This is a genomic window from Pontibacter locisalis, assembly GCF_042684605.1.
Classification (GTDB): Bacteria; Bacteroidota; Bacteroidia; order Cytophagales; family Hymenobacteraceae; genus Pontibacter; species Pontibacter locisalis.
Genome location: NZ_JBHULU010000012.1, coordinates 240,317 through 263,198 on the forward strand (window position 1 = coordinate 240,317; position 22,882 = coordinate 263,198).

Annotated in this window: 20 protein-coding genes and 1 pseudogene; 13 read left to right on the forward strand and 8 right to left on the reverse strand. The window is 44.1% G+C overall.

Going from position 1 to position 22,882, the window contains the following annotated elements; genetic code table 11:
* Nucleotides 1-7: 7 nt before the first annotated feature.
* A pseudogene (locus ACFSRY_RS09130) lies at nucleotides 8-486 on the reverse strand (Mpo1 family 2-hydroxy fatty acid dioxygenase).
* Between the two features lie 254 nt (nucleotides 487-740).
* Here ACFSRY_RS09130 and ACFSRY_RS09135 point away from each other — a divergent pair.
* A complete protein-coding gene (locus tag ACFSRY_RS09135; RefSeq protein WP_377505767.1) occupies nucleotides 741-3,665 on the forward strand; it encodes a CHASE domain-containing protein in 2,925 nt (974 codons plus the stop codon).
* On the opposite strand, the gene ACFSRY_RS09140 is transcribed toward ACFSRY_RS09135, so the two are convergent.
* Entirely contained in the window at nucleotides 3,662-4,804 is a 1,143-nt protein-coding gene (locus ACFSRY_RS09140) for a porin family protein (RefSeq protein ID WP_377505770.1), read from the reverse strand. The two genes, ACFSRY_RS09135 and ACFSRY_RS09140, sit on opposite strands and share 4 nt — an antisense overlap.
* A 176-nt stretch (nucleotides 4,805-4,980) precedes the next feature.
* Between ACFSRY_RS09140 and radA the strand changes: the two genes are divergently transcribed.
* The 4 genes from radA to ACFSRY_RS09160 all read left to right on the forward strand — a co-directional run bounded on the left by radA (nucleotide 4,981) and on the right by ACFSRY_RS09160 (nucleotide 9,888).
* A complete protein-coding gene (gene radA, locus ACFSRY_RS09145; RefSeq protein ID WP_377505773.1) occupies nucleotides 4,981-6,360 on the forward strand; it encodes a DNA repair protein RadA in 1,380 nt (459 codons plus the stop codon).
* 230 nt (nucleotides 6,361-6,590) lie between these two features.
* Nucleotides 6,591-7,778: a baeRF7 domain-containing protein gene (locus ACFSRY_RS09150; RefSeq protein ID WP_377505776.1), complete on the forward strand. Its 1,188-nt coding sequence runs from the start codon at nucleotides 6,591-6,593 to the stop codon at nucleotides 7,776-7,778.
* Nucleotides 7,779-7,898: 120 nt separating this feature from the next.
* Complete coding sequence (locus tag ACFSRY_RS09155) at nucleotides 7,899-8,921, forward strand: SPASM domain-containing protein (protein WP_377505779.1); 1,023 nt, start codon at nucleotides 7,899-7,901, stop codon at nucleotides 8,919-8,921.
* Nucleotides 8,922-8,955: 34 nt separating this feature from the next.
* On the forward strand, nucleotides 8,956-9,888 hold the full coding sequence (locus tag ACFSRY_RS09160) for a mechanosensitive ion channel family protein (protein ID WP_377505782.1): 933 nt from the start codon (nucleotides 8,956-8,958) through the stop codon (nucleotides 9,886-9,888).
* Nucleotides 9,889-9,954: 66 nt separating this feature from the next.
* Here the strand turns inward: ACFSRY_RS09160 and ACFSRY_RS09165 are convergent, their stop codons facing one another.
* The 5 genes from ACFSRY_RS09165 to ACFSRY_RS09185 form a co-directional block, all read right to left on the reverse strand.
* Nucleotides 9,955-10,293: a hypothetical protein gene (locus tag ACFSRY_RS09165; protein WP_377505785.1), complete on the reverse strand. Its 339-nt coding sequence runs from the start codon at nucleotides 10,291-10,293 to the stop codon at nucleotides 9,955-9,957.
* Between the two features lie 357 nt (nucleotides 10,294-10,650).
* On the reverse strand, nucleotides 10,651-11,454 hold the full coding sequence (locus ACFSRY_RS09170) for an inositol monophosphatase family protein (protein ID WP_377505788.1): 804 nt from the start codon (nucleotides 11,452-11,454) through the stop codon (nucleotides 10,651-10,653).
* Nucleotides 11,455-11,458: 4 nt separating this feature from the next.
* Nucleotides 11,459-12,700 (reverse strand): Lnb N-terminal periplasmic domain-containing protein, encoded by a 1,242-nt coding sequence (locus ACFSRY_RS09175; protein WP_377505791.1) that lies wholly within the window; start codon nucleotides 12,698-12,700, stop codon nucleotides 11,459-11,461.
* An 18-nt stretch (nucleotides 12,701-12,718) separates the two neighbouring features.
* Nucleotides 12,719-13,408 carry a 16S rRNA (cytidine(1402)-2'-O)-methyltransferase gene (gene rsmI / locus ACFSRY_RS09180; protein ID WP_377505793.1) on the reverse strand — a complete coding sequence of 230 codons (690 nt, stop codon included), beginning with the start codon at nucleotides 13,406-13,408 and terminating at the stop codon, nucleotides 12,719-12,721.
* Between the two features lie 12 nt (nucleotides 13,409-13,420).
* On the reverse strand, nucleotides 13,421-13,672 hold the full coding sequence (locus ACFSRY_RS09185; RefSeq protein ID WP_377505795.1) for a 4a-hydroxytetrahydrobiopterin dehydratase: 252 nt from the start codon (nucleotides 13,670-13,672) through the stop codon (nucleotides 13,421-13,423).
* Nucleotides 13,673-13,783: 111 nt separating this feature from the next.
* Between ACFSRY_RS09185 and ACFSRY_RS09190 the strand changes: the two genes are divergently transcribed.
* From ACFSRY_RS09190 to rpiB, 8 genes are all read left to right on the forward strand, one after another.
* Nucleotides 13,784-14,653 (forward strand): SDR family oxidoreductase, encoded by an 870-nt coding sequence (locus ACFSRY_RS09190; RefSeq protein ID WP_377505798.1) that lies wholly within the window; start codon nucleotides 13,784-13,786, stop codon nucleotides 14,651-14,653.
* 88 nt (nucleotides 14,654-14,741) lie between these two features.
* Nucleotides 14,742-15,044, forward strand: a complete 303-nt coding sequence (locus tag ACFSRY_RS09195; RefSeq protein ID WP_377505801.1) for a hypothetical protein — start codon at nucleotides 14,742-14,744, stop codon at nucleotides 15,042-15,044.
* Between the two features lie 74 nt (nucleotides 15,045-15,118).
* A complete protein-coding gene (locus tag ACFSRY_RS09200; protein ID WP_377505804.1) occupies nucleotides 15,119-15,355 on the forward strand; it encodes a hypothetical protein in 237 nt (78 codons plus the stop codon).
* 84 nt (nucleotides 15,356-15,439) lie between these two features.
* Nucleotides 15,440-16,135 carry a metallophosphoesterase gene (locus tag ACFSRY_RS09205; RefSeq protein WP_377505807.1) on the forward strand — a complete coding sequence of 232 codons (696 nt, stop codon included), beginning with the start codon at nucleotides 15,440-15,442 and terminating at the stop codon, nucleotides 16,133-16,135.
* 387 nt (nucleotides 16,136-16,522) lie between these two features.
* A complete protein-coding gene (locus tag ACFSRY_RS09210) occupies nucleotides 16,523-18,619 on the forward strand; it encodes a T9SS type A sorting domain-containing protein (RefSeq protein WP_377505810.1) in 2,097 nt (698 codons plus the stop codon).
* 197 nt (nucleotides 18,620-18,816) lie between these two features.
* Entirely contained in the window at nucleotides 18,817-20,091 is a 1,275-nt protein-coding gene (gene glyA / locus ACFSRY_RS09215; protein WP_377505813.1) for a serine hydroxymethyltransferase, read from the forward strand.
* Nucleotides 20,092-20,115: 24 nt separating this feature from the next.
* Nucleotides 20,116-20,958: a twin-arginine translocase subunit TatC gene (gene tatC, locus ACFSRY_RS09220; RefSeq protein WP_377505816.1), complete on the forward strand. Its 843-nt coding sequence runs from the start codon at nucleotides 20,116-20,118 to the stop codon at nucleotides 20,956-20,958.
* The gene (rpiB, locus tag ACFSRY_RS09225; RefSeq protein WP_377505819.1) at nucleotides 20,958-21,395 is read left to right on the forward strand and encodes a ribose 5-phosphate isomerase B; all 438 of its coding nucleotides are present in this window, start codon (nucleotides 20,958-20,960) and stop codon (nucleotides 21,393-21,395) included. Before tatC ends, rpiB begins: the two co-directional genes overlap by 1 nt.
* A gap of 4 nt (nucleotides 21,396-21,399) precedes the next feature.
* Here the strand turns inward: rpiB and ACFSRY_RS09230 are convergent, their stop codons facing one another.
* The gene (locus tag ACFSRY_RS09230; protein ID WP_377505822.1) at nucleotides 21,400-22,806 is read right to left on the reverse strand and encodes a hypothetical protein; all 1,407 of its coding nucleotides are present in this window, start codon (nucleotides 22,804-22,806) and stop codon (nucleotides 21,400-21,402) included.
* Nucleotides 22,807-22,882 lie beyond the last annotated feature (76 nt).

A 22,882-nucleotide genomic window follows, 5' to 3' on the forward strand; every position in this document is an offset into this window, starting at 1 on the left:
CGCAAAGTTAATACGGGATACCTAATTTCCGATAAATAAAGCCAAGCAGCCAGGCCGGCCCTATCAGCAGGAACTGCAGGTCCTTTAAAAATGATGGTTTTTTGCCTTCTACCTTATGTCCGTAAAACTGCCCTATCCAGGCCAGAACAAATACAAGAAGGCTTACCAGCCAGAGCGGCGCTTCTGTGGAGATATCTACAAAATAAACGGCCCACAACATAAAGGCGCATACCAGTGCCATGCCCACAAACATGGTAAAGTAAAGGCGTAGGTAAAACAGCAAGCCTAGTAGTATGACTACTGTGCCAAAGTGAATTAAAGGCTTCACCTGAGGTGGAAAAGGAGCTTTTAAGGGCTCGCTGGGGATGCTTGCCAGCAGTCCTATGATGCTGAAAAATATCAGAGGAACACATACCCAGTGAATAAGTTTGTTTGATTCTGGTGGCTCTGGCCATACTCATCAAACCACTGCTGCATTTTTTTCATGTAACTATAAGTTAAAATGGCAAATGCTGGATGAAGTAAGAAAAGTACACTTTTAGTTATTGATAATCAAGCTACCTGAGCTGGTTTCACAGCGTTAAAATCTAACAAAATAGGAACTGTTGTTACTTTTTTGTAGTTGGGGCTTTTAATCTTTTTTTATATATTTGGATACGCCAAAACGCGATTTCATGCCGCTTCTGACAAGGTGCCTGCATTTCTGTAGTGGTAAGTCTGAAAAACAACCTTAATTCTATATGACGCTTGCGAGGCTGACCCTGTTTATCAGAGACTATTTCATCGCTGTTTTCTCTTTCCTCCTTATATTTCTGCTTACCCTTTTCATTTACTCAGAAACAAAGAAGAAAGCAGAAGAACGTAGCGAGAAGCTATTTGCTTTAAGGGCCAACCAGGTCACTGAAGCAATAGACAAGCGCATGAACGACTATATCCAGATTCTCATTGGGGCCAAGGCGTTTTTTATCGCCTCCGACACAGTGGAGCGAAAAGCATGGAGCAAGTACTATAAAACGCTTAACCTGGAGGAGAATTATCCTGGCATCCAAGGCTTCGGCTATACCCATTTTATCAGCCCTAACGAGCTGAAAGAGCATGAGCAGAAAATAAGACGGGAAGGCTTTAAGTCCTATAAAATTTATCCGGAGGGCGAAAGGCCGGTTTATAGCTCTATCATATATTTAGAGCCCTTCTCCGACAGAAATCTTCGTGCTTTTGGCTTCGACATGTTCAGCGAGCCTATCCGGCAGTCGGCTATGCGTATTGCCCGTGACACAAAACAGCCTGCCTTGTCTGGCAAGGTGCGGCTGGTGCAGGAAACAGGGAAAGATGAGCAGGCAGGCTTCCTGATATACCTACCCATTTATAAGAATAATGCTGACCCGGAGTCTATAAAAGACCGGCAAAAGCTTATCAAAGGCTTTGTTTACAGTCCTTTCAGAGCCAGTGATTTAATGACATCCATTCTCGACGAAGATTTCAAAGACATTGATATTGAAGTATATGATGGTACATCTATGGATAAAGAGTCGTTGCTGTTTAGCTCTGATTCTACCTTATACTTCCATACAGAAAGTGATAGGCGGTTCAGCAAGGTAGGCACAATTAGCCTGGGAAATCATACATGGCGCCTGTACATCACGGCAAAACCAGAGTTTGGCAGATATGCTGATACAGAGCTGCCATACTTTATCCTGATGGGTGGCTTTATAATAAGCCTGCTCATGTTCTTTATTATTTGGTCCTTATCAAATACGAGACGCTCTAATAGGCTGAAGCAAACTATTACAGATAATGCTACGGCAGCCTTGTTTATGATGGACGAGAGAGGCTACTGTACCTTCATGAATCCGGCCGCAGAAGAAATGACCGGCTATACGTTTGAAGAGATCCGGGAAAAGCCCTTGCATAACATGATCCATTACATGCATCCGGACGGTTCGCCTTATCCGCTGCATGAGTGCCCGATAGATAGAGCGCTACCGACAAATAACGATATTAGAGCACATGAGGATGTTTTCATCAGAAAAGATGGCTCGTTCTTTAATGTTACCTGTGCAGCAAGACCTATATTGGTTAATGGTATTCCAAAATCTACCATCATTGAAGTACGTGATATCACAGATGAGAAGCGAACCCAGCAGGCAATTATAGAGAGCGAGTCAAGGTTCAGAACCATGGCAGACAATGCCCCGGTAATGATTTGGATTACGGATGTCTGGGGGCAGTGCATTTATGTAAATAAGCAGTGGGCAAACTTTACAGGGCATGCTGTGGAAGAAGGTATAACAGGTGGGTGGCAGAGCGTAGTTGACCCAGATGACCTGCATGAATATAATGAGCTCTATCAAAAGTCGGTAGCAGAGAAGTCTCCTTTCCGAACTGAGCTTAGGATGAAGCAACATAGTGGCGAAATGCGCTGGGTAGTAAATACTGGCACACCTCGCTTTGGCATCAATGAGGAGTTCCTGGGTTATATAGGCTCCATCATTGATATCACGGAAATAAAGGAGGCTGAGCGTAAAGTAAAGCAGAACGCTGAATTATTGCAGAAGCTTTTCTTAGAAGTGCCAGCACTTGTTGGATTGGTACGTGCCCCTGATTTTCAGTATGTATTGGCAAACCCTGAGTACAGAAGGTTATACAGCAACCGTTCGCTGGTTGGCAGAACCATTTATGAGGCGCACACGAAAGTAGAAGGCAAAGGGTTTTTTAATAGAATAGAGCAGGTATTTAAAACAAGTGAACCCTTTGTTGGGAAGGAAGTACCGGCGGTGGTGGAGCGCAGGAGCGATGGAGAGAAGGTGTACGGTTACTTTAACCTGGTTTACCAACCGCTCATGGACAGCAAAGGTGCCGTAGAGGCCGTGTTGGTGTTTGCCGTGGAGGTGACAGAGCTTGTAGATGCCCGAAAGGAACTACTCACTAAAAATGATGAACTGCTGTACAAGAACGATGAGCTGGTTCGTATCAACAATGACCTCGATAATTTTGTGTATACAGCTTCGCATGACCTGAAGTCTCCCATTGCCAATATGGAGGGCTTAGCTGATTTGCTACGTGATATCCTGGAAGGGAAATTAGATCCTGAGGATATGCAGGTGCTGGACATGGTACAGGATTCAGTGAACAAGCTAAAAGGTACCATTGCCGATCTTGCTGAGATCACCAAAGTACAGAAGGAGCTCCACTCTAAGGTGGAGCCGGTTTACTTTGAAGATGTGCTACAGGATATCACCAGTGATATTCAAGGTCTGCTAAATGAATCTGGGGCAACCGTAAAAACGGACCTGCTGGTAAAGCAGTTGCTATATGCACGTAAGAACCTGCGAAGCATTGTCTATAACCTCGTTTCAAACGCTGTAAAGTATAAATCCCCAGACCGTGACCCCGTCGTTACAATCAGAACTTATGAGGAAAATGACTGTGTAGTACTGGAAGTGCAGGATAACGGCTTGGGAATCAAAAAAGAGCAGCAGCACAAGTTATTCACTATGTTCAAGCGTCTCCACAGTCATGTGGAGGGTACAGGTATAGGCCTGTATATCGTGAAGCGAATCATCGAGAATAACAGAGGCCGCATTGAGGTTGAGAGCGAACTGAACAAGGGAACTACCTTTAAAGTGTACTTTAAGCAGGATCCTGTTGCTGCTACCCTGCATTAAAGAATGATGGCTGCTGACAACTGATAGGCGCTAATAACAGCTCTTAAGTCGTCATTTTCGTTGTGGATGTCTCTGCTATTGTCATTGTTGTAGATGTCCCTGCTAAAGCGTAGCTCTAAGAGAAGAGTTCTTCTGCCGCTCAAGGTGTATTGTATTCCAGCGCCTCCTAAATATCCGACTGACCGGTTAGCATCACCATAACTCTTTGTCAATACCTGTCCCGTTTCATAAGTAGTGATCCTCTTTATGTCATTAGATATGAGGAAGTTTATGTTTGGCCCGGCATTTACAAAGGGCCTTATTCTATTTTCACCAAAAGTATACTTAAGCAGAAGAGGTACCTGCAGCTGGGTGATGTTGTAGGTAAAAGTATTTGTGTAGTCTACAGCAAAAGGGTGCTGGTATTTATACACACTTTCAAAGCTATGCTGCGCATAAGAAACTTCTGGTTGAACAGACCATTTTTTGTCAGCCATGTGAATATTCAGGAAAATGCCACCAGATAGCTTATTGCCTCTCTCAAAATCGTCACTGGTTTCAGGCAGATTGGAGTCGAAGCGAAAGCTGGAGCTTAACACTGCAGCCCTGATTCCAAACAAAACACCTATTTTTGAATGATTTAAATAAACTCTGCTTTCCTGATCATCATACTTACACGCACTGTATTTCCGCACAAAATCAGCCAGACTTGAGGCTGTATATCTAGGAAGGTTTTTAGAAGATGCCTGAAGCGTTTCACAGTCACTCGCAAAAGATGCAACAGTGCCTTTGTAGTAGGGCTGGTAAAGTTGTATGACAGGGGAATTAGGCTTTTGTAAATAAAATTCTACCCCTTCTTCTATGCCATTACCACTGTAAAGTTTCACGGGACCATCAACCACGACCCTTAGAAAGACGATTTTATCTGCTTTGCCTGCCGTTACTTTTTTTGATTCATAAAAGATGCTGTCGCTTGTGCTATACGTTAGAACATCTTTCGCTGAATACCGCTGAAAATGCTCACTGCCGTTTTGTTTAAAGTTAATGCTTTCAGACATGCTTTTCTCCTTCAAGAGAACACCTTGTAGCGTATCTGATTTAGCAGTAACCAGGTATGCAGGTGTTGTGTTGCTTTGGGCAAAGCAATTAATTGTGAACAAAGCAAAAAGTAAAAAGGGAACCGAGTGTCTAAGTTTGTAAAGCATAAGAAGGAATAGTGTAATTTTATATCTTCCAAAGGTATAGTTTAATGCTATATTTCGAAATCCATATTGAATAAAAAGTAGATTAAGATTGTTATGCAGGAGTATCATATTCCAGAATTGATAAAGACACAATGGCAAAAATAAAAACATCATACTTCTGCCAGAACTGTGGTGCCCAATCGGCTAAATGGATAGGCAAGTGCCCGGCCTGCGGCGAGTGGAACACATATGTAGAGGAAGTAGTACAGCGGGAAGAGTTAACCCCCACCAGTGCCTGGAAAGTAGGAAGCAGCACAGCGCAGGTTTCAAGCAAACCTAAGCCGATTGCAGCTATCAGCTATCAGGAGCAGCAGCGTATCATAACACCAGACCAGGAACTGAACAGGGTATTAGGTGGCGGTATTGTACCTGGTTCTATGGTATTGATAGGAGGAGAACCGGGTATCGGTAAATCGACGCTTATGCTGCAGATAGCACTTAGTCTTTCAGGGCTCCGTGTGCTTTATGTAAGTGGCGAAGAGAGCGAGCAGCAGATTAAAATGCGGGCTGAGCGATTGATAGCACAAACCTCGGACTGCTTTATATTGACAGAGACAGGTACGCAGAATATCTTTAAGCAAATAGAGCAGTTGCGCCCGCAGGTGCTGGTGATAGACTCCATCCAGACACTACACTCTTCTTTTATAGAGGCTGGCGCCGGAAGTGTAAGTCAGGTGCGAGAATGTACAGCAGAGTTGCTGAAGTTTGCGAAAGAGAGTGGTACGCCTGTATTCCTGATCGGGCATATCACCAAAGAGGGTAATCTGGCAGGGCCGAAGATACTGGAGCATATGGTAGATACAGTGCTCACCTTCGAAGGAGACCGCCACATGACGTACCGCATCCTCCGCACCACAAAAAACAGGTTTGGTTCTACTTCGGAACTCGGTATATATGAAATGCTGGGTTCAGGCTTGCGTGAGGTTAGTAACCCTTCGGAGATACTGATCTCACAGCGGGAAGATGCTTTTAGCGGGATTTCTATTGGCGCGACGCTGGAAGGTAACCGGCCCCTGCTGATAGAGGTGCAGAGCCTGGTAAGCCCTGCTACCTATGGTACACCACAACGCGCCAGCACTGGATTTGATGCGAAGCGTCTGAATATGCTGCTGGCAGTACTGGAAAAACGGGGAGGTTACCGCCTAGGGGCACAGGACGTTTTCCTGAATATTGCCGGTGGCTTGAAAGTAGAAGACCCTGCCCTTGATTTGGCAGTATGTGCCTCTATTCTTTCCTCTTTTGAAGACATGGCTATTCCAAGTACCACCTGCTTTGCGGCAGAGGTAGGTTTAGGAGGAGAAATACGGGCTGTCAATCGAGTAGAGAACCGCATCAGTGAGGCCGAAAAGCTTGGCTTTAGAGACATTTATATCTCTAAGTATAATAAAAAAGGACTTGATCTGGGTAAGTTCTCAATCAATGTTCATTCTTTTGGAAGGCTGGAGGATGTGTTTAGCAGCTTGTTTGGCTAAAGGCTTAGCACCAAAAAGATTAAAACAACATTATTTGTAGAACCGCCTGGTACTTTAGTGTGCCAGGCGGTTTTTTGTTAGGGTCTTTCGCAGCAAATGCTTTAAAAGCTCATCTTTTGCGCTTAAATAACCGTTCATATTATTGATGCGTACTTAATTTCTACTCCTTACTGTTAAAAAGACAGGAAGAGGAAACCGATTTCAGATCTTATACTAAATAAAAACAAACTATGGCGTTGATAAACAAAAGTGACATTGAGAAACTGCTTAATGTACAGAATAACACAAAGAATGCACTGTGTATATCTATTTATATTCCAACTCATCGGGCTGGGAAAGAAACCCTTAACGGACAGGATCATATTCTGTTTAAAAATAAAATAAAAGAGGCAAAAGCATTGTTGGCACGCCATGATGTGCCTGAGGCTGAAATAGAAGAATACATGAAGCCCGCAGAGGCTCTGATGAATGATAATGGTTTTTGGCGCCATCAGGCAGAAGGTTTGGCTGTATTTATTACTAAAGGATTTTCAACCCATTATACTGTTCCGGTAGAGATGCCTGATGTAGTGTATGTGCTGGATCATTTCTATTTCACACCCCTGTTGCCAATTCTAAGCCAGAATGGCCGTTTCTTTATCCTTTGCCTGTACCGCGAAAAAATAGGCTTTTATGAGGCTACTATTGAAAAGATCAGGCCAATCGATGTTAGTTCCTTTGTGCCTGAAACTATGAATAAGGCGCTTAAATTCGATGTAAAAGGTAATGACCAGGATTTTACCAACTCCACAACGACTGTAAACGGTACAAACATAGTACATGGTCCGGGCTCTACGAAAGGGGATGAGGAGCACGAACGGGTAAGGGAATTTATGCTGGAGATTGATAATAGCCTGCAGAAAATTTTACACAATGCAACGGAGCCCTTAGTACTGGCTGGGGTGGACCACTATTGTGGTATCTACCGAAACATCAGCAAGTACAAGAACATCGCACCTGAAAATGTTAGCGTCAATGAGAATGCTGACGTTTTCAATATGAACAACCTGCATGAGAAGGCGCTACCTGTTGTTAGACCGCTAATGCAGCAAAGCCATACAGACTCTCTTAACCGCTACCAGAACGTGGCAGGCACCGGAGTTACATCAGAAGATATTGCCACTGTGGCTGCGGAAGCCGTGCATGGTCGGGTGGATACTTTATTTATTTCGCCAAGTGAGCCTGTTTGGGGTACATATGATGCCAAAAGTGCTACTGCCGAGGTGCATGAAAACTATCAGCGCGGAGACCATGACCTGATAAACCTTGCAGCTACCAAAACATTGGCCCAGGGAGGGAAAGTTTTTGTAAATAGCTACAATGGCATGAATGAAGTTACAGATGGCCGTGCTAATGTGAAGGCTTTGTTCAGGTACTAATATTAACCTGACTTTGGTCGTTAGCGGCAGAAAGTATAATTTAGTGGGGCAGCCTTTGTGGTTGCCCTTTTTTATATCACAGAACGCATCTTGTTGTGTTTTGCCTTAGCCGCCTACTGCATGAAGCTGCAATTAACCGATGGGTTAAATTTTCTTTCTAAACTGACACCTTTGCGTACACTTAATGCGCTACAGGTTGTTAGTAGTTATATCGTGTCTAAGATAACGGGTAAGGCAACACACTGGGGGCATCCGCTGAGCATTTCACTCGAGCCAACAACTTCCTGCAACCTGCGCTGCCCGGAGTGCCCCAGTGGGCTCCGTTCCTTTACCCGCCCCACAGGTATGCTGCAGGATGATCTGTTTATGCAAACTATTGATCAGCTGCACAGGCGCCTTTTATATCTTATCTTCTATTTTCAGGGTGAACCTTACCTGCACAAGAACTTTCTTGGATTGGTAAAGTATGCGTCTGACAGAGGGATATACACTGCTACCTCTACCAATGCCCACTACCTGAACGATGAGATGGCTCGTAAAACAGTAGAGTCTGGCCTGGACCGCCTTATCGTTTCTATTGACGGCACAACACAAGAGACTTATGCCGCTTACCGGGTGGGTGGTAAGCTGGATAAAGTGCTGGAAGGTACGCGTAATGTAGTGAAGTGGAAAAAAGAACTGAAGTCTAAGACTCCGCACATCATGTTCCAGTTTTTGGTAGTGCGGCCTAACGAGCATCAGCTGGAGGACGTACAACAACTGGCAAAGGAGCTAGAGGTGGATGAGGTGGTATTTAAGACTGCTCAGATTTATGATTATGAAAATGGCTCTCCGCTCATACCTACCATAGACTATTACTCGAGATACAATAACAACGGCAACGGCACTTACTCCATCAAGAACAAGCTGCTTAACCACTGCTGGAAGATGTGGCACTCCTGTGTTATCACCTGGGATGGGCTGGTAGTACCTTGCTGCTTTGATAAGGATGCTGAATATAGACTGGGAGACTTGAAAGGGAGCAGTTTTACCGAATTATGGCGAGGGGCAAAGTACAATCAGTTCCGACAAGCGTTACTGGGCTCTCGTGCAAATATTGAAATGTGCCGGAACTGTACAGAAGGCACTAAAGTGTGGGCATAAAAACAATTAAACTGAAAGACTGTTGGAAACATCTATGAGAGACATAAATAAGGCTCTTGAGCTGCTTTTAGATAAGCTGGAGTCGTGGGGGGATCAGATAATTCTGATGCTTCCAAACCTGTTTGTAGCCCTTGTGCTCCTAATTGCTACATTTTGGCTAGCTAAGGTTATTCAGAATGCGCTGGACCGTGTAATTAGTCGCTTTTCTCATAGCGCCGCCATTAACAACCTGGTTTCTACGCTGCTTTACATAGCCTTACTGTTAGTAGGTTTCTTCTTTGTGCTCAGCGTGTTGCAGCTCGATAAAGTAGTTATTTCCTTACTCGCCGGTGTCGGTATTATCGGTTTGGCATTAGGTTTTGCCTTTCAGGATATTGCAGCCAATTTTATTTCGGGTGTGATTATAGCAGTACAGAAACCCTTTGGTGTAGGCGACATGATTGAAACAAACGATTACTTTGGAGTGATTGAGCGGATTACATTGCGCACGGTTGATATCCGTAAGCCAACGGGCGAGTTGGTAAAGCTTCCGAACAAAATGGTGTTCGAGAATCCATTAACTAACTTCTCCTTTCATGGCATCCGTAGGGTAGATGTGGAGGTGGGAATCTCTTACGCAGAGGATCTGGAGCAGGTGCAGAAAATAGTAACGGAGGCACTGGAAGATGTTAAGAACCGGGTAAAGACCCGTGAGATTGAAGTTATGTTTGATGCCTTCGGGGATAGCTCCATAAACTTTAAAGCACGTTTCTGGGTCAGCTACAGTAGGCAGGTGGATTATGTAGGGGCAAAAAGTGATGCTATTATCCGTATAAAGAAAGCTTTCGATGCCAACGATATACTTATCCCTTTCCCTATTCGTACGCTAGACTTCGGTATAAAAGGAGGAGAGAAGCTAAGCGAGGAACTGCAGGCGATAACTGCTTCTATCAAAAACGGACAGCCTCTAGGTGGCAATGGTCACTAAAATGGCTTTAGCCTGGAACAGTAGCAGCAAAGGCCGGTTATAAAACCGGCCTTTGCTCTTTGTTTCTTACTTGTCTTTCTTATCCAGGTTTTTACCTAAATCCTCTACCTGCTTCAGGAAATTATCTATTTGCTCATCAGCATAAGGTCCATAAGAGTTAGAAACAGTGCCTTTAAGACCTGTATTTGTTTCCAAAGCATACAGTATAGACATGTCATCAGGGTTGCTTTCACCTTCAAAACGGTAGAAATCAACGATGCGCACCTGCTCAGGAGGAAATGTCTCCTTTTCATTAGGTGTGCACAATTTACCGTCTTGAGTTACATTGAAATCATACTTAAAACCATCTTTACGCAGGCGGTTCAGTACGTTTACTAAGGATCTTTCTTCAACTTTATCTTGCATAGCAAATACTGTTTATTGTTCTAATTGTCGAGTATAGAACTATACGCAAAATAGAAGATTGGATACAAAAGGGGGGTAAATAATTACAATCGAGGCCAGACCAGAAGGTAACCAAGCAGGAAGAACGGAGGGGAAACAGTTAATTTATTCTAGGCCGTCTGCTTTTTTTCAAATTCTTTCTGAATCTTTTTTAAATCGATGGTAGAACAGGCGCCGCAGCCTTTCGCGCATCCGCTTTTAGCGAAAAAGCTAAGGTACACCAAGCGGCCCATATAGAAAGCGGCCGCCAGAAAAACAATAAAGATGATTAACTCCTGTATCATACGCTCATATCAACTATACAAAGGTACAAAAAGTTTACTTGCTGATCTGCTTCCAGTGCTCTGCTATTGTTGCCAGCATCTCGTGGTGAATAGTGGTGTTACTGGCAACAATTTCACGGCCAAAGATATAATCTCCTCCCTCGGAAAATTTGCTTAGCTTCCCTCCTGCTTCCTGTACGATAAGTGCTCCACCGGCTACGTCCCAGGCATTAAGGTTATATTCAAAGAAGCCTTCAAACCTGCCGATAGCCACATATGCCAGGTCTAGAGCAGCAGAGCCAATGCGTCTTATCCCATGAGATTTGCTCATGAAGCTTCCTAGCACCTGTAGGTACTGCTGCGTCAAGCCAAAGTCGTAGTAGGGAAATCCTGTAGCGATCAAAGAATCTTTTAAAGCAGGAGCATCCGATACTTTAATCGCGTTGTCATTGCAAAAAGCACCCCCTCCTTTGTAAGCTGAAAAGCACTCGTCGCGGTTCGGGTCATACACTACACCAACTACTACTTCATCTTTGTCCAACAAGCCTACACTTACAGTGTAAGCCGGAAGACCATGCATGAAGTTAGTTGTACCATCCAGAGGGTCTACTACCCAATTGAACCGCTCCCCTTTTGTGTTATCTGTCTTTTCTTCAGTGATAAATCCTGCTTCTGGCAATATTTTGCGAAGCCCTTCCACTAGCTTCTCCTCTGCCTGCTTATCAACATAAGAAACCAGGTCATTTACCCCTTTCTGCTCTATGCTGGAACGGTCAAAGGTTTCTCCCTCGTTCATGATAAAAGCTCCTACACTTCGGGCTAGTATGTTCAGGTTCTGGCTTAGCTGCTGCAGATTCATAGGTTTATATTCTTTCTTTTACTTTGGATGTAGTAACGGGCACCGGGGCTTTTTTAGAAAGCCATACCGTATAGGCAGCCCTCATGCCTATTGCCAACACTATCGGTAGGAAAGCCATATGGAACTGCTGTGGCCACCATGGCCAACCGATTACGAGCAAGGCGGATATCGCAGCTGTTAAAAGCAGGTATACTTCCAGCCATTTAGGTAGCGCTACTTTTTTAGCTATGTAAATGGCAACTATCAAATGAGTGGGGATTCCCCACAGCAGGTTGAAGTTGTTGGCTGTTGCCTGGTGGTCAGTAGCAAACCACAGAAGCAGGAAAACCACTCCTAAAAAGCCTGTGATCAGGAACAAGGTAAAATCAAGCGCACGGCTTCGACGGCGCCTCATAAAATCAAACACAGTGATAGCGGTAACGAGTACCAGTATAACCCAACACAGTAGCAGGGGGGTGAACAGTGGTGTTTCCGGTAGCCTGGAGGTGTCCTGAAGAAATACTGCCTGGGGTAGTCCTGTGAGGGGCACCATGTGTCCATTCTGCATAATAGTAGCATTGGCAAATCCTTTGGAAAGGTAATCTGGCAGGAACATGTACTGATAAGGCGTTGCTTCCTGATCAATTACGGCACCTAGTGCCAGGTCTATGCCAAAATCTCCCCAAGGCTGTGGCGGCAGGTAAAGGTCAATCAGGTTTCTGAAAGTGTAGTCCCTGTCAAACTCATCAAGCTGGAAAGCAATCTGATTATCAGGGAAAGTTGCCTCTAACCCATCACGGATACGGGTAGCGCAGTTGTCGAAGAAGAAGTCGTAGAGGTAAAAACGGTTTTCCGGCAGGAAATTATGGGTAAGAAAGCCCCAGTATTTTTGCCGTTGCTCTGGCGTCAGGTTTAACACCTGTTCATACACAGAGCGATTATCCATGGTATAGCTGTAGAGGAAATCAGAAAAGTGAGCCGCTGACAGCTTATATCTGAGCTTGCCCTGGGCAAATTTCAGGTAGAAGTTAGGTTCATTGAAATCAAACGTGCCGTAGTTGAATATGATGTCCATTCCACTTGCAGGATCTTGTACTCTTACAGCGCTGTGCCCGAATACCGCATACAGGTCGTTTCCACTGGAGCAGGTAATAAGGCTGATCTTCGCATCCGGCGAAAGCTGGTATCCTTCAAACTGCGCTTGTCCCTGCAGGGCATAGAAGCAGAAGGCAAGTAGGAATAAGAGAGTCTTTAAGTGCTTTTTCATAAAGTTTATTTACAGGACTTACGCCTTTGCTCCTGCTACTACTATCACAAATTCTCCTTTTATAGCTTTTGTGGTAAAGATTTGGATTAGCTCATCCAATGTGCTGTTTATAGTCTCCTCGAACATTTTAGAGATTTCACGTGAAACAGAGGCCTCTCGCTCTCCGCCAAAGTACTCTTTAAACTGCGTGAGTGTTTTGAGCAGGCGGTGCGGGGATTCATAAAAAATCATGGTCCTTTCCTCCTCTGCCAAACTTATCAGCCGTGTCTGGCGCCCTTTCTTTACAGGCAGAAATCCTTCGAATGTGAAGCGGTCTGTGCTAAAGCCGGATTTCACTAACGCAGGAACGAAGGCAGTGGGGCCAGGTAAGCACTCTACCTTTATATCATGCTTCAGGCACTCACGGACCAGAAAAAAGCCCGGATCTGAAATACCGGGTGTACCAGCATCGGAAATAAGGGCCATTATCTCTCCTGCTTTCATCCTGTCAACAAGGTGTGCTGTAGCTTTATGCTCATTGTGCAAATGGTGGCTGTGCATCCGCTTTTCTATACCTAAGTGTTGCAGAAGCTTTCCACTGGTGCGGGTATCTTCAGCGAGAATTACATCTACCTCCTTCAGAATGCGAATGGCGCGCAGTGTTATGTCTTCCAGGTTGCCAATAGGTGTTGGCACCAGGTATAGGTTCGTTTTTTCCTGTTCCTGCATAAAACAAAGATACTACTCTTTACTCTTTAGCTTGTCGTAAATCTTATCAATCTGCTCGGCAAGCTTGCGGTCTTTCTCTGTAACAGTATTTCCGGCATCATGTGTAGTAAGCTCAATGTCGACTTTGTTATACACGTTGCTCCACCATGGATGGTGATTAGCCTCTTCTGCAATAACTGCAACGCTATTCATAAAAGCCATAGCTTGTTTAAAATCTTTAAACACCAGGCTTCGCCTCAGGGCATTGTTCTCTTCTTTCCACATATATGATGATGCTTATGTCTGATTTCAAAGTTTTACATAGAATAACATGCCAGATTTAGCAGGCGTATAGTGTAAAACCGTGTTAAACAAACGGAATTTATACATAAAGCTATGAAAACTATGGATAAGAAACCTAAATCTATGCCTCCGCAGATACAGAAAGACCAGCCGGGAGATCAGTATAAGATGAACCCTGAGCCGGAGGTAATAAGAGATTCTTATAAGGGAAGTGAAAAGTTGCAGGAGAAGGTAGCGCTTGTTACTGGTGGAGACAGCGGTATAGGACGCTCAGTAGCAGTGCATTTTGCACGTGAAGGTGCTGACATCGCTATTGTTTACCTGGATGAGGATAAGGATGCAAAGGACACAAAAAAAATGATTGAGGAGGAAGGCCGCAAATGCCTGCTGATTTCTGGGGACGTTGGAGACGAAAAGTTTTGTCAGAAAGCAGTGAAGCAGGTAGTGAAGGAACTGGGTAAGCTGGATGTTCTGGTAAATAATGCTGCAGAGCAGCATGAGCAGAATGACTTAAAAGATATTTCCAAGCAGCAGTTGCAGAAAACCTTTGAGACAAACATCTTTAGTATGTTCTACATGACTAAAGCTGCGTTAGAGCACATGGGAGAAGGAAGTTGTATTGTCAACTCAACCTCCGTCACTTCCTATAGAGGCAGTCATCACCTGATGGATTATGCCTCTACGAAAGGTGCTATTACTGCTTTTACCCGATCGTTGGCTCAAAATCTGGCTGAAAAAAATATTAGGGTGAACGCAGTAGCTCCCGGTCCTATCTGGACACCCTTGATTCCTGCCTCATTCGGGAAAAAGAAAGTAGGCGAATTCGGCCAGAATGTGCCTCTGAAGCGGCCAGGCCAACCTTCTGAGGTGGCCCCTGCATATGTATTACTTGCGTCTCAGGATGGTTCTTATATAACCGGGCAGGTGATACATGTTAATGGAGGAGAGCAAGTGGGAGCTTAAAAGAGTTAAACCATAGAGCTTTAAAAAGAGTAAAACAGTACAAAAGGCGCTTTAATTTCTAGGCGCTTCTCATTAACAAAGTAAAGTTATGGCTGAAGATAAAGATAAGAAGAGCCAGCTGCGAGGCCAGGGGCCAAACCAGCGGCCAGTACGAGTAATAGAAGACGACACAAGTGAGCAGGAGATGCGCGAGGGACACATCATTCCGGGGGCAGATCCGCCTAAAAATGAGCACCAGCGCGGGGGCTTTGGTAACCGTGATGGTAAAGAAGGTTTCGGAAGCGACACCGCTTCGGAAGGTCCATCAGCTACAGGTGTAAATGACTACGCTGACGACGGTGTCCCACCACCTGATAATATGCGTGCCGAAGAAGAAGGCCGTGGTACATAAACCATGGCACAGTGTTATAAAGTATAATCTGAACTGCGTTCAGAGAATGTTTAATTAAAATAAAGGAGGATATTATGCCATCATATAAGCATACTCAGCCAAGCTCTGAGAACAAAGGAAGACCAACAGGCAAAGGTCAGGACAAAGCGGCCGGTGCCAAACCAGTGGATCCTAACCAGACAAGGGCTGAACATGAAGAGCTAAAGAAGAAACATACTGAGGGAGCGGGTGAATTAGGGACAAATATTAAAACAAACAATCCTAACCGCAATACCAACAAGCCCGAAATTGATAACAACAAGTATAATTAAACTGAGTTAACTGTTTATAAAAATAGCACCTGCAAAAAGCAGGTGCTATTTTTATAGCTAAATCTAATAGCAACTTTAAGCAAAATGGCCCGATACGCCCTCACAGACATTCATGGCTGTGCCCGTACAATGAAATCTATCCTGCATGAGCAACTAAAGCTTAAAAAAACAGATGAACTCTATATTCTAGGGGACCTTGTTAATAAGGGTCCGGAAAGTAAAGGCGTTATCGATCATATCCTGCATCTCCAGAAACAAGAGTACCAGGTTCAGTGTTTGCGCGGCAACCACGACCAAATGCTGTTGGATGCTTCTAAAAAAGGCGAAAAGGCGCTCAACCTTACGTCAGATGAGAAAGAACTCGTGCTGCAAAGCTTTGATATCAAAGGCTTCGATCATCTGCCAAAGAAGTATGTTCAATTTATCAAAAGCCTTCCCTACTACTTTGAATTACCAGACTATTACCTGGTTCACGCTGGCTTTGACTTTAAACAACAAAATATTTTCAAAGACACGGATGCTATGATGAACATCCGGAACTACAAAGTGAACTGGGATTCTCTGGATAACAAGCGCCTGCTGCATGGCCATACCCCCACTGCCCTCCATAGTATAAAAAAAGCCGCCGGGCATAAAGAGGATAAAATAAACCTTGATGCCGGATGTGTATACTATCGCAATGCTGCTTACGGTAATCTTGTAGCTCTTGACCTTGACTCACAAGAGCTGTTTGTGCAGCCAAATGAAGACCGACCTTACACTGTAGCAAGAAAAAGCTAGCCTTCTCCAATTTCCTCTCCTTTTTTTAATGGTAGTTAATAGATAAGGTGTCTTATAATTAATTGTATTATTTATATACTTCTATATAACGCCGAAACTATATTCAAAGTAAATAGTATATTATATAGGTAATATAGTGCTTGTGCCTGCTGTGATTCAATTTGAGGGTAAAAGGTTAGGAGATTTTCTAGAGCAGTAGGAATAAAGTTGTTTTTACTATGAAATAGGCAATACAATTCGCTGTGGATTGTTTGTGTTTTTTCAATAAAAATTAAATTAATTTTTAGCTGCTGAAGATATATGAAACACTTTTACTCAGGTACTAACAACAAACTCTATTATTCTTTAAAGAACCCGCAACGACGACCAAGCCGGAAATTTCCATTTATGTCAGTTGCACTTACTGCCCTGATACTCTCCTTTTCAGTTACAGGATTTGCACAGACCTTCACTTCGTCTGTAAGTGGTAACTGGAGGAGTGCAGCTACATGGGGGAAAGTTGCTCCACTAGATAATATTTTAGTGGAAGGAATTCATTATCCTGGGGCAAGCAATGATGTAACTGTTGCCGCCGGTACGGTGGTAACAGTAGGTAACGGTAGTTCAAGTGCTAAGTGTAAGTCCATAAGCCTAAAAGAAGGGAGTGGAAACACTAGTGGAAGCCAATTAACAATTGAGAGTGTACTAGAGGTTGTGGATATAAAATTAGGTTTTACGATGGGGGCTACTGCAAATCATCAGCCAATACTAAGAATTATAAAGGATGGACATCTGAAGATTTCGAATGCCATCGATTATACTATTGGTGGCAATGGGCAAGCTTTTTTTGTTTATTACTTTGATCCTGGTACTACCATTGAGTACAATGGCGCTGGAGATCAAACAGTCATGTCATTTATTCCATACAAGAACCTGATATTAAGTGGGGGTGGAAATAAAACGCCTGTAGGAGCATTAAGTGTAGCAGAAAATTTAACAATTAATAATACAGCTAACTTTCAGGGCGGGAGCTCCTCCCTAACTCATTCAGTAGGCGGAAACTGGATCAATAATTCAACTTTTACGGCTGGCAACTCTACTATTAACCTAAACGGAGCAACTTCGCAGGAGATAAAAGGCACCTCTGCTACGCAATTCCACCACCTTACAATGAATGGGACAGGAACAAAGAGTTCGATACGTGGGGTGACAGCAACTGGTAACCTAACAATCAACAATCCAGCTACATTTGAGGCAGGCTCCTTTACCCATACGGTTGGAGGTAACTGGACAAACAATGGCACATTTGTTCCAGGGACTTCCTCTGTCGTTATGAATGGGACTACACCACAGCAAATCGGGGGTACAGTTGCGACTACCTTTAATAACCTTACAGCCTCCGGAACACAAGGAACTACTCTTACAAACAACATAAGGGTTCAAAATTCCTTGACCCTTAACAATAGTAATTTGAATACCGGAACCGGCACAGACTTATCTTTTTATAACCTGGTAACTTTGGATCCGACAGCTACACTTTCAGGCGAAACAGACGCTTCCTATATCAAAGGGAGAGTAGCTACACAGCGCCCTATTACATCCGCTGGTGCGACCTTCGGAGGTATAGGACTCAATGCGATCAGTAGTAGCATGAATCCTGGTGAGATTAGAGTTGAACGAGTGACTGGCTTTCCCCGCCAAGGGAATGGAAACTATAGCGTGCCTCGCTACTATGAAGTAAAACACGTAAGCGGCGACGTTACGGACCTTGACCTGAAGATGGAGTTTTCTTTCCTAAACACGGAACTGCAACCACAGACAATCAGTGACTATGAACTTGTGAGAGAGGTAGTGGATGGAGACTTTGACAAAGTAAAAAGTGCAACCGCTCCTTCAAGGCCTCTTGCCGTGCAGAACACTGACAAAGGTATTTTTGGTCGTTACACCCTTAGTAACAGATTTAACCCTTTGCCGGTTGACCTGGTTTGGTTTAAAGCCGAAACAAAAGGGAACGAAGTGTTATTAACATGGCAGACTGCCTGGGAACTGGAGAATAGAGGATTTGAAATACAGCTGTCTAAAGATGGGAAATCTTTTGAGAAAGTAGGATTTGTTGAGGCAGGTTCCCCCAATAAGACCGGTGCTCAATCCTATGCTTTCCTGCATGACAACTACCATGGAACCGGTACACGCTTTTATCGCCTTGCACAGCAGGATTTGGACGGCACCATCAATTATTCTATTATCAGATCAGTGGAAATTCAGAATGAAGGTGCCTTCGCAGTTTACCCGAATCCTTTCATTAATGAGTTGACAGTAATTCTGCCAACAAACTACTCCTGCCAGGTTGTGCTGACGAATCATTTAGGCAAACAGGTTTATAGTGCATCTGCCGGTGCATCCCAGCATAGTATCCGGCTAAGTACGCCTCTGCAGAATGGGGTTTATTTTCTTACAGTTCAAACAGAGGGTAACACCTATACCCAAAAAGTCATAAAGCGTTAGGCTTCAATTAAAATCTTTAAGCAAAGGCTGACAGCAGAAGAACTGCTGCAGCCTTTGCTTTTTGCATAATAGGGCCTAGACTTTAATTACACAAGCCTAAATCTGCTTCAGCTTCCCCTCCCGTATATAAACTTCTGAAACATTGGTTTATTCCGGTGCAAGCTTTAATTTTGAGCCCTAATAACCAAAAATAAGTGATGCAGAAAGATACAGCGATATTTGACCTTATAGCACAAGAGAAAGCACGCCAAACACATGGTATTGAACTGATCGCCTCAGAGAATTTTGTTTCTGATCAGGTAATGCAAGCCATGGGTAGCGTTATGACAAATAAATATGCCGAAGGCTTACCCGGCAAACGTTACTACGGAGGTTGTGAGATTGTTGACAAGTCTGAGCAATTAGCTATAGACCGTGCAAAAGAGTTATTCGGTGTGGAGTGGGTTAACGTACAGCCTCACTCTGGTGCTCAGGCAAATGCTGCTGTTATGCTGGCAGTGCTTCAGCCAGGAGATAAGATTCTTGGCTTTGACTTGTCTCATGGAGGTCACTTAACACATGGCTCTACAGTTAACTTCTCCGGAAAACTGTATAATCCATCTTTCTATGGTGTTGAGCAGGAAACAGGTCTGATCGATTTCGATAAGATAGTGGAGACGGCTCGTCGTGAGCAGCCTAAACTTATAATCTGCGGTGCCTCTGCCTACAGTCGCGACTGGGATTACAAGAAATTGCGTGAAGCTGCGGATGAAGTAGGAGCTTTGTTGCTAGCAGATATCTCTCATCCATCTGGCCTGATAGCACGTGGTTTGTTGAACGACCCATTTGAGCATTGCCACATCGTAACCACTACTACACACAAAACACTTCGCGGACCACGTGGAGGTATGATCATGATGGGTAAGGATTTTGAAAATCCATTTGGCTTGAAGACTCCTAAAGGAGAAACGCGTATGATGTCTTCTGTGCTGGACGGTGCTGTATTTCCGGGTACACAAGGCGGACCATTAGAACACGTGATCGCAGCGAAGGCGGTAGCATACTATGAAGCGCTAACTGACGATTACCTGGGCTATGTTAAACAAGTGCAGCAAAATGCACAAGCCATGGCAAAATCATTTGTCGATTTAGGGTATAACATCATTTCAGGAGGTACTGATAACCACATGATGCTGATAGATCTGCGTTCTAAGGGGATCACAGGTAAACTGGCAGAGAATACACTGGTGAAGGCTGATATTACTATCAATAAAAACATGGTGCCTTTCGATGATAAGTCTCCTTTTGTGACATCAGGAATGCGGATAGGTACGGCAGCAATTACAACGCGTGGTTTAAAGGATACGGATATGGGCCGCATCGTAGGTTTGATCGACCAGGTGTTGACTAACCACGACAACGATACCACGATTGGTGATGTGCGCAAGGAAATAAATAAATGGATGCAGGAGTATCCGCTTTTCGCTTACTAGTAAAAATAATAGGAGCCACTTTTGATGGATCAACCATATATGGATGAAGAGCAGCCCCAGGAAATGTCCTTTGTGGACCACCTGGAGGAGCTAAGGTGGCATGTTATAAGAGCATTAGCCTCTATCTTCATCTTCGGAATAATTGCCTTTCTGGCCAAGGGTTTTGTATTTCACGATATCATCCTGGCACCGTCACGTACTGACTTCCTGAGTTACAGGGTGATGTGCGAGGTGGGGCAAAAAATAGGTTCTGATGTGTTGTGTATAGACCAAATGGGTTTTACGATACAAAGCCGTCAGATGAGCGGACAGTTTACCATGCACTTGCTGGTATCAGCAATTCTTGGTCTGGCTGCGGCTTTCCCCTACGCCTTCTGGGAAATATGGCGTTTTGTTAGACCGGGGCTTTACCCGCAGGAGCGTAAAAATTCACAGGGAGCTGTGTTTTTTGTGTCAGTACTGTTTGCGTTAGGTCTACTGTTCGGCTACTATGTTGTTTCTCCGATCTCTATAAATTTTCTGGCAGGCTACCAGGTAGATCCAACAATCGTTAATGAATTTGACCTTTCATCGTATATATCTACACTGACGACCCTGTGCCTGGCCTGTGCTTTCATGTTTGAAATGCCTGTGATCGTGTTCTTCCTGACAAAGGCGGGCCTGGTCACACCTGAAACCATGAAACTTTATCGCAGGCATGCATTTGTTGTTATTTTGGTAGTAGGTGCTATCATTACACCTCCTGATGTAATAAGCCAGTTGTTAATTTCAATGCCTCTGATGTTGCTGTATGAGGCTAGCATCAGAATTTCCAGGTCGATCCGTAACAAAGACTTGAAGCGTTTAAACGAAGAAAATACAAGATAATGGCACTTAAAATAGCAATAGGCGGAGACCATGCGGGCTTTACCTATAAAAGAATGCTGAAGGAAGTACTGGAGGAGCTTGGGCACGAGATACAGGATTTCGGTCCTGATTCAGAGGCTTCTGTAGATTATCCTGATCACGTACACCCTCTTGCTAAAGCAGTTGTTAACAAGGATGCTGATTTTGGTATACTTATCTGTGGAAGCGGGAATGGTGTTGCAATGACAGCAAACAAATACCAAGAAGTTCGTGCCGCTCTCTGCTGGACACCTGAACTGGCAAAGCTGGCAAGGGAGCATAATAATGCGAATGTACTCTGCATTCCTGCTCGCTTCGTGTCGGAAGATGTGGCAAGAGAAATGCTCAGGACATTCCTGCAAACAGACTTTGAAGGTGGTCGCCACCTGAACAGAGTAAACAAGATAGCCGCCTGTTAAGCGGCTATCTTTCTTTTAACCTGTACATGTTGGGGTTCTCTGCAGGTTCATACCTGTCGAAGATTCCTGGGAGCTTATAACTAAGCTCCGGCATTAGATTCTCTTTATCTACAATATAAGCAGGCATTTCTTTGCTGAAGTTCCTTTCGACCTCATATACGGCCTGGTACTCGTCTAGCTGCCTGAAGTGTCGTTTAGCAAGCTCCCAGTTGAGGTAAGGAGTGGCTGGTTTGTTGTGAATGTAATAGCTTATGTCATTTCCGAGTACCAGAACAGTTTTGCCTTGCGAAGGCATCTTGTTTTCTGATTCAACTAACAGCGGTGACTCATCCAGCATCAGGAACTGGTTGATACTAAGCACCATTCTGTAGCGTAAAATAAGTACCCCGGCAAGTGCCACCAGAAACGTAGTGTTCAAAATCCAGGGTTTCCATCCGGAGGTAAAAAGGAACTCGCTGAAGTACGCTATAGGAGGCAGCGCTAATACAAAAGTAGCCACTGAAATTTCCTCACGGGTAAAAATAATGAGAAGGCTTGTCACCAGCCACACCCACATCAGTTGCTGAAACTTTACCTGAAACACGAGGCGCTGTGGCAAAGAGGAAGCACTAAAAAGCGATAATAACAAAATAACAGCTGGAATTGCCATTAACTTAGCTACGTCTGCGGGCGGCCTCAGAAAGTCTACCTGTAGTTGCCAGGGGCGAAGCAGGTGCAGGCTTACAAACTCCGACAAAGCACCTGTATAGAAGTAGTAGGTTATCAGCATGGCATATGGGAATGCAAACCCACAGAGCATCAGTAAAAAGCTGCGAAAAGTCCCTGAAGCAAAGAAGATAACAGCAAACAGGCCAACAAGGAGAAATATTGCTAACGGCAGGTAGCTTAAAGCTGCTAAACCAATCATAAAGCCTCCTACAAACAGTCTGTTATTTTCAAAGCCTTCCCGGGATAAGGTTATAATGTAAGGCAAAGACATGATAACAAACGTATTCCCTATAAGCAACGGCGTGAGCATGTTAAACTCAAAAGAAATGCTGCCCAAAATAAGGTACAAAAGGGCGGGGAGGTAGTTGTTGCCTGCATAAACCTTATGGCGGTTCAGGGTACTGTTAAAAAGGAGAGCCTGTAACAACAGGAGCAGCATTGCTGTGATCCTGTAGGCTATGAATGAACGGCCTGCCAATAAATCAATTGCCCAAAAGAGCATAGCCGAGAGAGGCGCTGTATTATCATACACACCGCTGTACATATCAAACCCGTCTGCCAGTCGCTCTCCAATGAGCATGTACAATAATTCTGGCGCTGTAGCAGGTATTCCCCAAAGAATTAACGGAAGCTGAATGCCCAGGTAAATTATAACCAGCAGGATCAGTCGGGAAGGCAGTATGCTTCGGAAGTAACTAATCAAGTAAAGACAGAGTTAGAAGGAACTATAAACTGGCCCTGCCCGAAATGAGTAAGGCGCTTTTGGGGTAAAAATGCGA

Bases quoted from the DNA above. Each gene is read 5' to 3' on its own strand.
- ACFSRY_RS09135 (WP_377505767.1), top strand. From the start codon at position 741: ATGACGCTTGCGAGGCTGACCCTGTTTATCAGAGACTATTTCATCGCT.
- radA (WP_377505773.1), top strand. From the start codon at position 4,981: ATGGCAAAAATAAAAACATCATACTTCTGCCAGAACTGTGGTGCCCAA.
- ACFSRY_RS09150 (WP_377505776.1), top strand. From the start codon at position 6,591: ATGGCGTTGATAAACAAAAGTGACATTGAGAAACTGCTTAATGTACAG.
- ACFSRY_RS09155 (WP_377505779.1), top strand. From the start codon at position 7,899: ATGAAGCTGCAATTAACCGATGGGTTAAATTTTCTTTCTAAACTGACA.
- ACFSRY_RS09160 (WP_377505782.1), top strand. From the start codon at position 8,956: ATGAGAGACATAAATAAGGCTCTTGAGCTGCTTTTAGATAAGCTGGAG.
- ACFSRY_RS09165 (WP_377505785.1), bottom strand. From the start codon at position 10,293: ATGCAAGATAAAGTTGAAGAAAGATCCTTAGTAAACGTACTGAACCGC.
- ACFSRY_RS09170 (WP_377505788.1), bottom strand. From the start codon at position 11,454: ATGAATCTGCAGCAGCTAAGCCAGAACCTGAACATACTAGCCCGAAGT.
- ACFSRY_RS09175 (WP_377505791.1), bottom strand. From the start codon at position 12,700: ATGAAAAAGCACTTAAAGACTCTCTTATTCCTACTTGCCTTCTGCTTC.
- rsmI (WP_377505793.1), bottom strand. From the start codon at position 13,408: ATGCAGGAACAGGAAAAAACGAACCTATACCTGGTGCCAACACCTATT.
- ACFSRY_RS09185 (WP_377505795.1), bottom strand. From the start codon at position 13,672: ATGTGGAAAGAAGAGAACAATGCCCTGAGGCGAAGCCTGGTGTTTAAA.
- ACFSRY_RS09190 (WP_377505798.1), top strand. From the start codon at position 13,784: ATGAAAACTATGGATAAGAAACCTAAATCTATGCCTCCGCAGATACAG.
- ACFSRY_RS09195 (WP_377505801.1), top strand. From the start codon at position 14,742: ATGGCTGAAGATAAAGATAAGAAGAGCCAGCTGCGAGGCCAGGGGCCA.
- ACFSRY_RS09200 (WP_377505804.1), top strand. From the start codon at position 15,119: ATGCCATCATATAAGCATACTCAGCCAAGCTCTGAGAACAAAGGAAGA.
- ACFSRY_RS09205 (WP_377505807.1), top strand. From the start codon at position 15,440: ATGGCCCGATACGCCCTCACAGACATTCATGGCTGTGCCCGTACAATG.
- ACFSRY_RS09210 (WP_377505810.1), top strand. From the start codon at position 16,523: ATGTCAGTTGCACTTACTGCCCTGATACTCTCCTTTTCAGTTACAGGA.
- glyA (WP_377505813.1), top strand. From the start codon at position 18,817: ATGCAGAAAGATACAGCGATATTTGACCTTATAGCACAAGAGAAAGCA.
- tatC (WP_377505816.1), top strand. From the start codon at position 20,116: ATGGATCAACCATATATGGATGAAGAGCAGCCCCAGGAAATGTCCTTT.
- rpiB (WP_377505819.1), top strand. From the start codon at position 20,958: ATGGCACTTAAAATAGCAATAGGCGGAGACCATGCGGGCTTTACCTAT.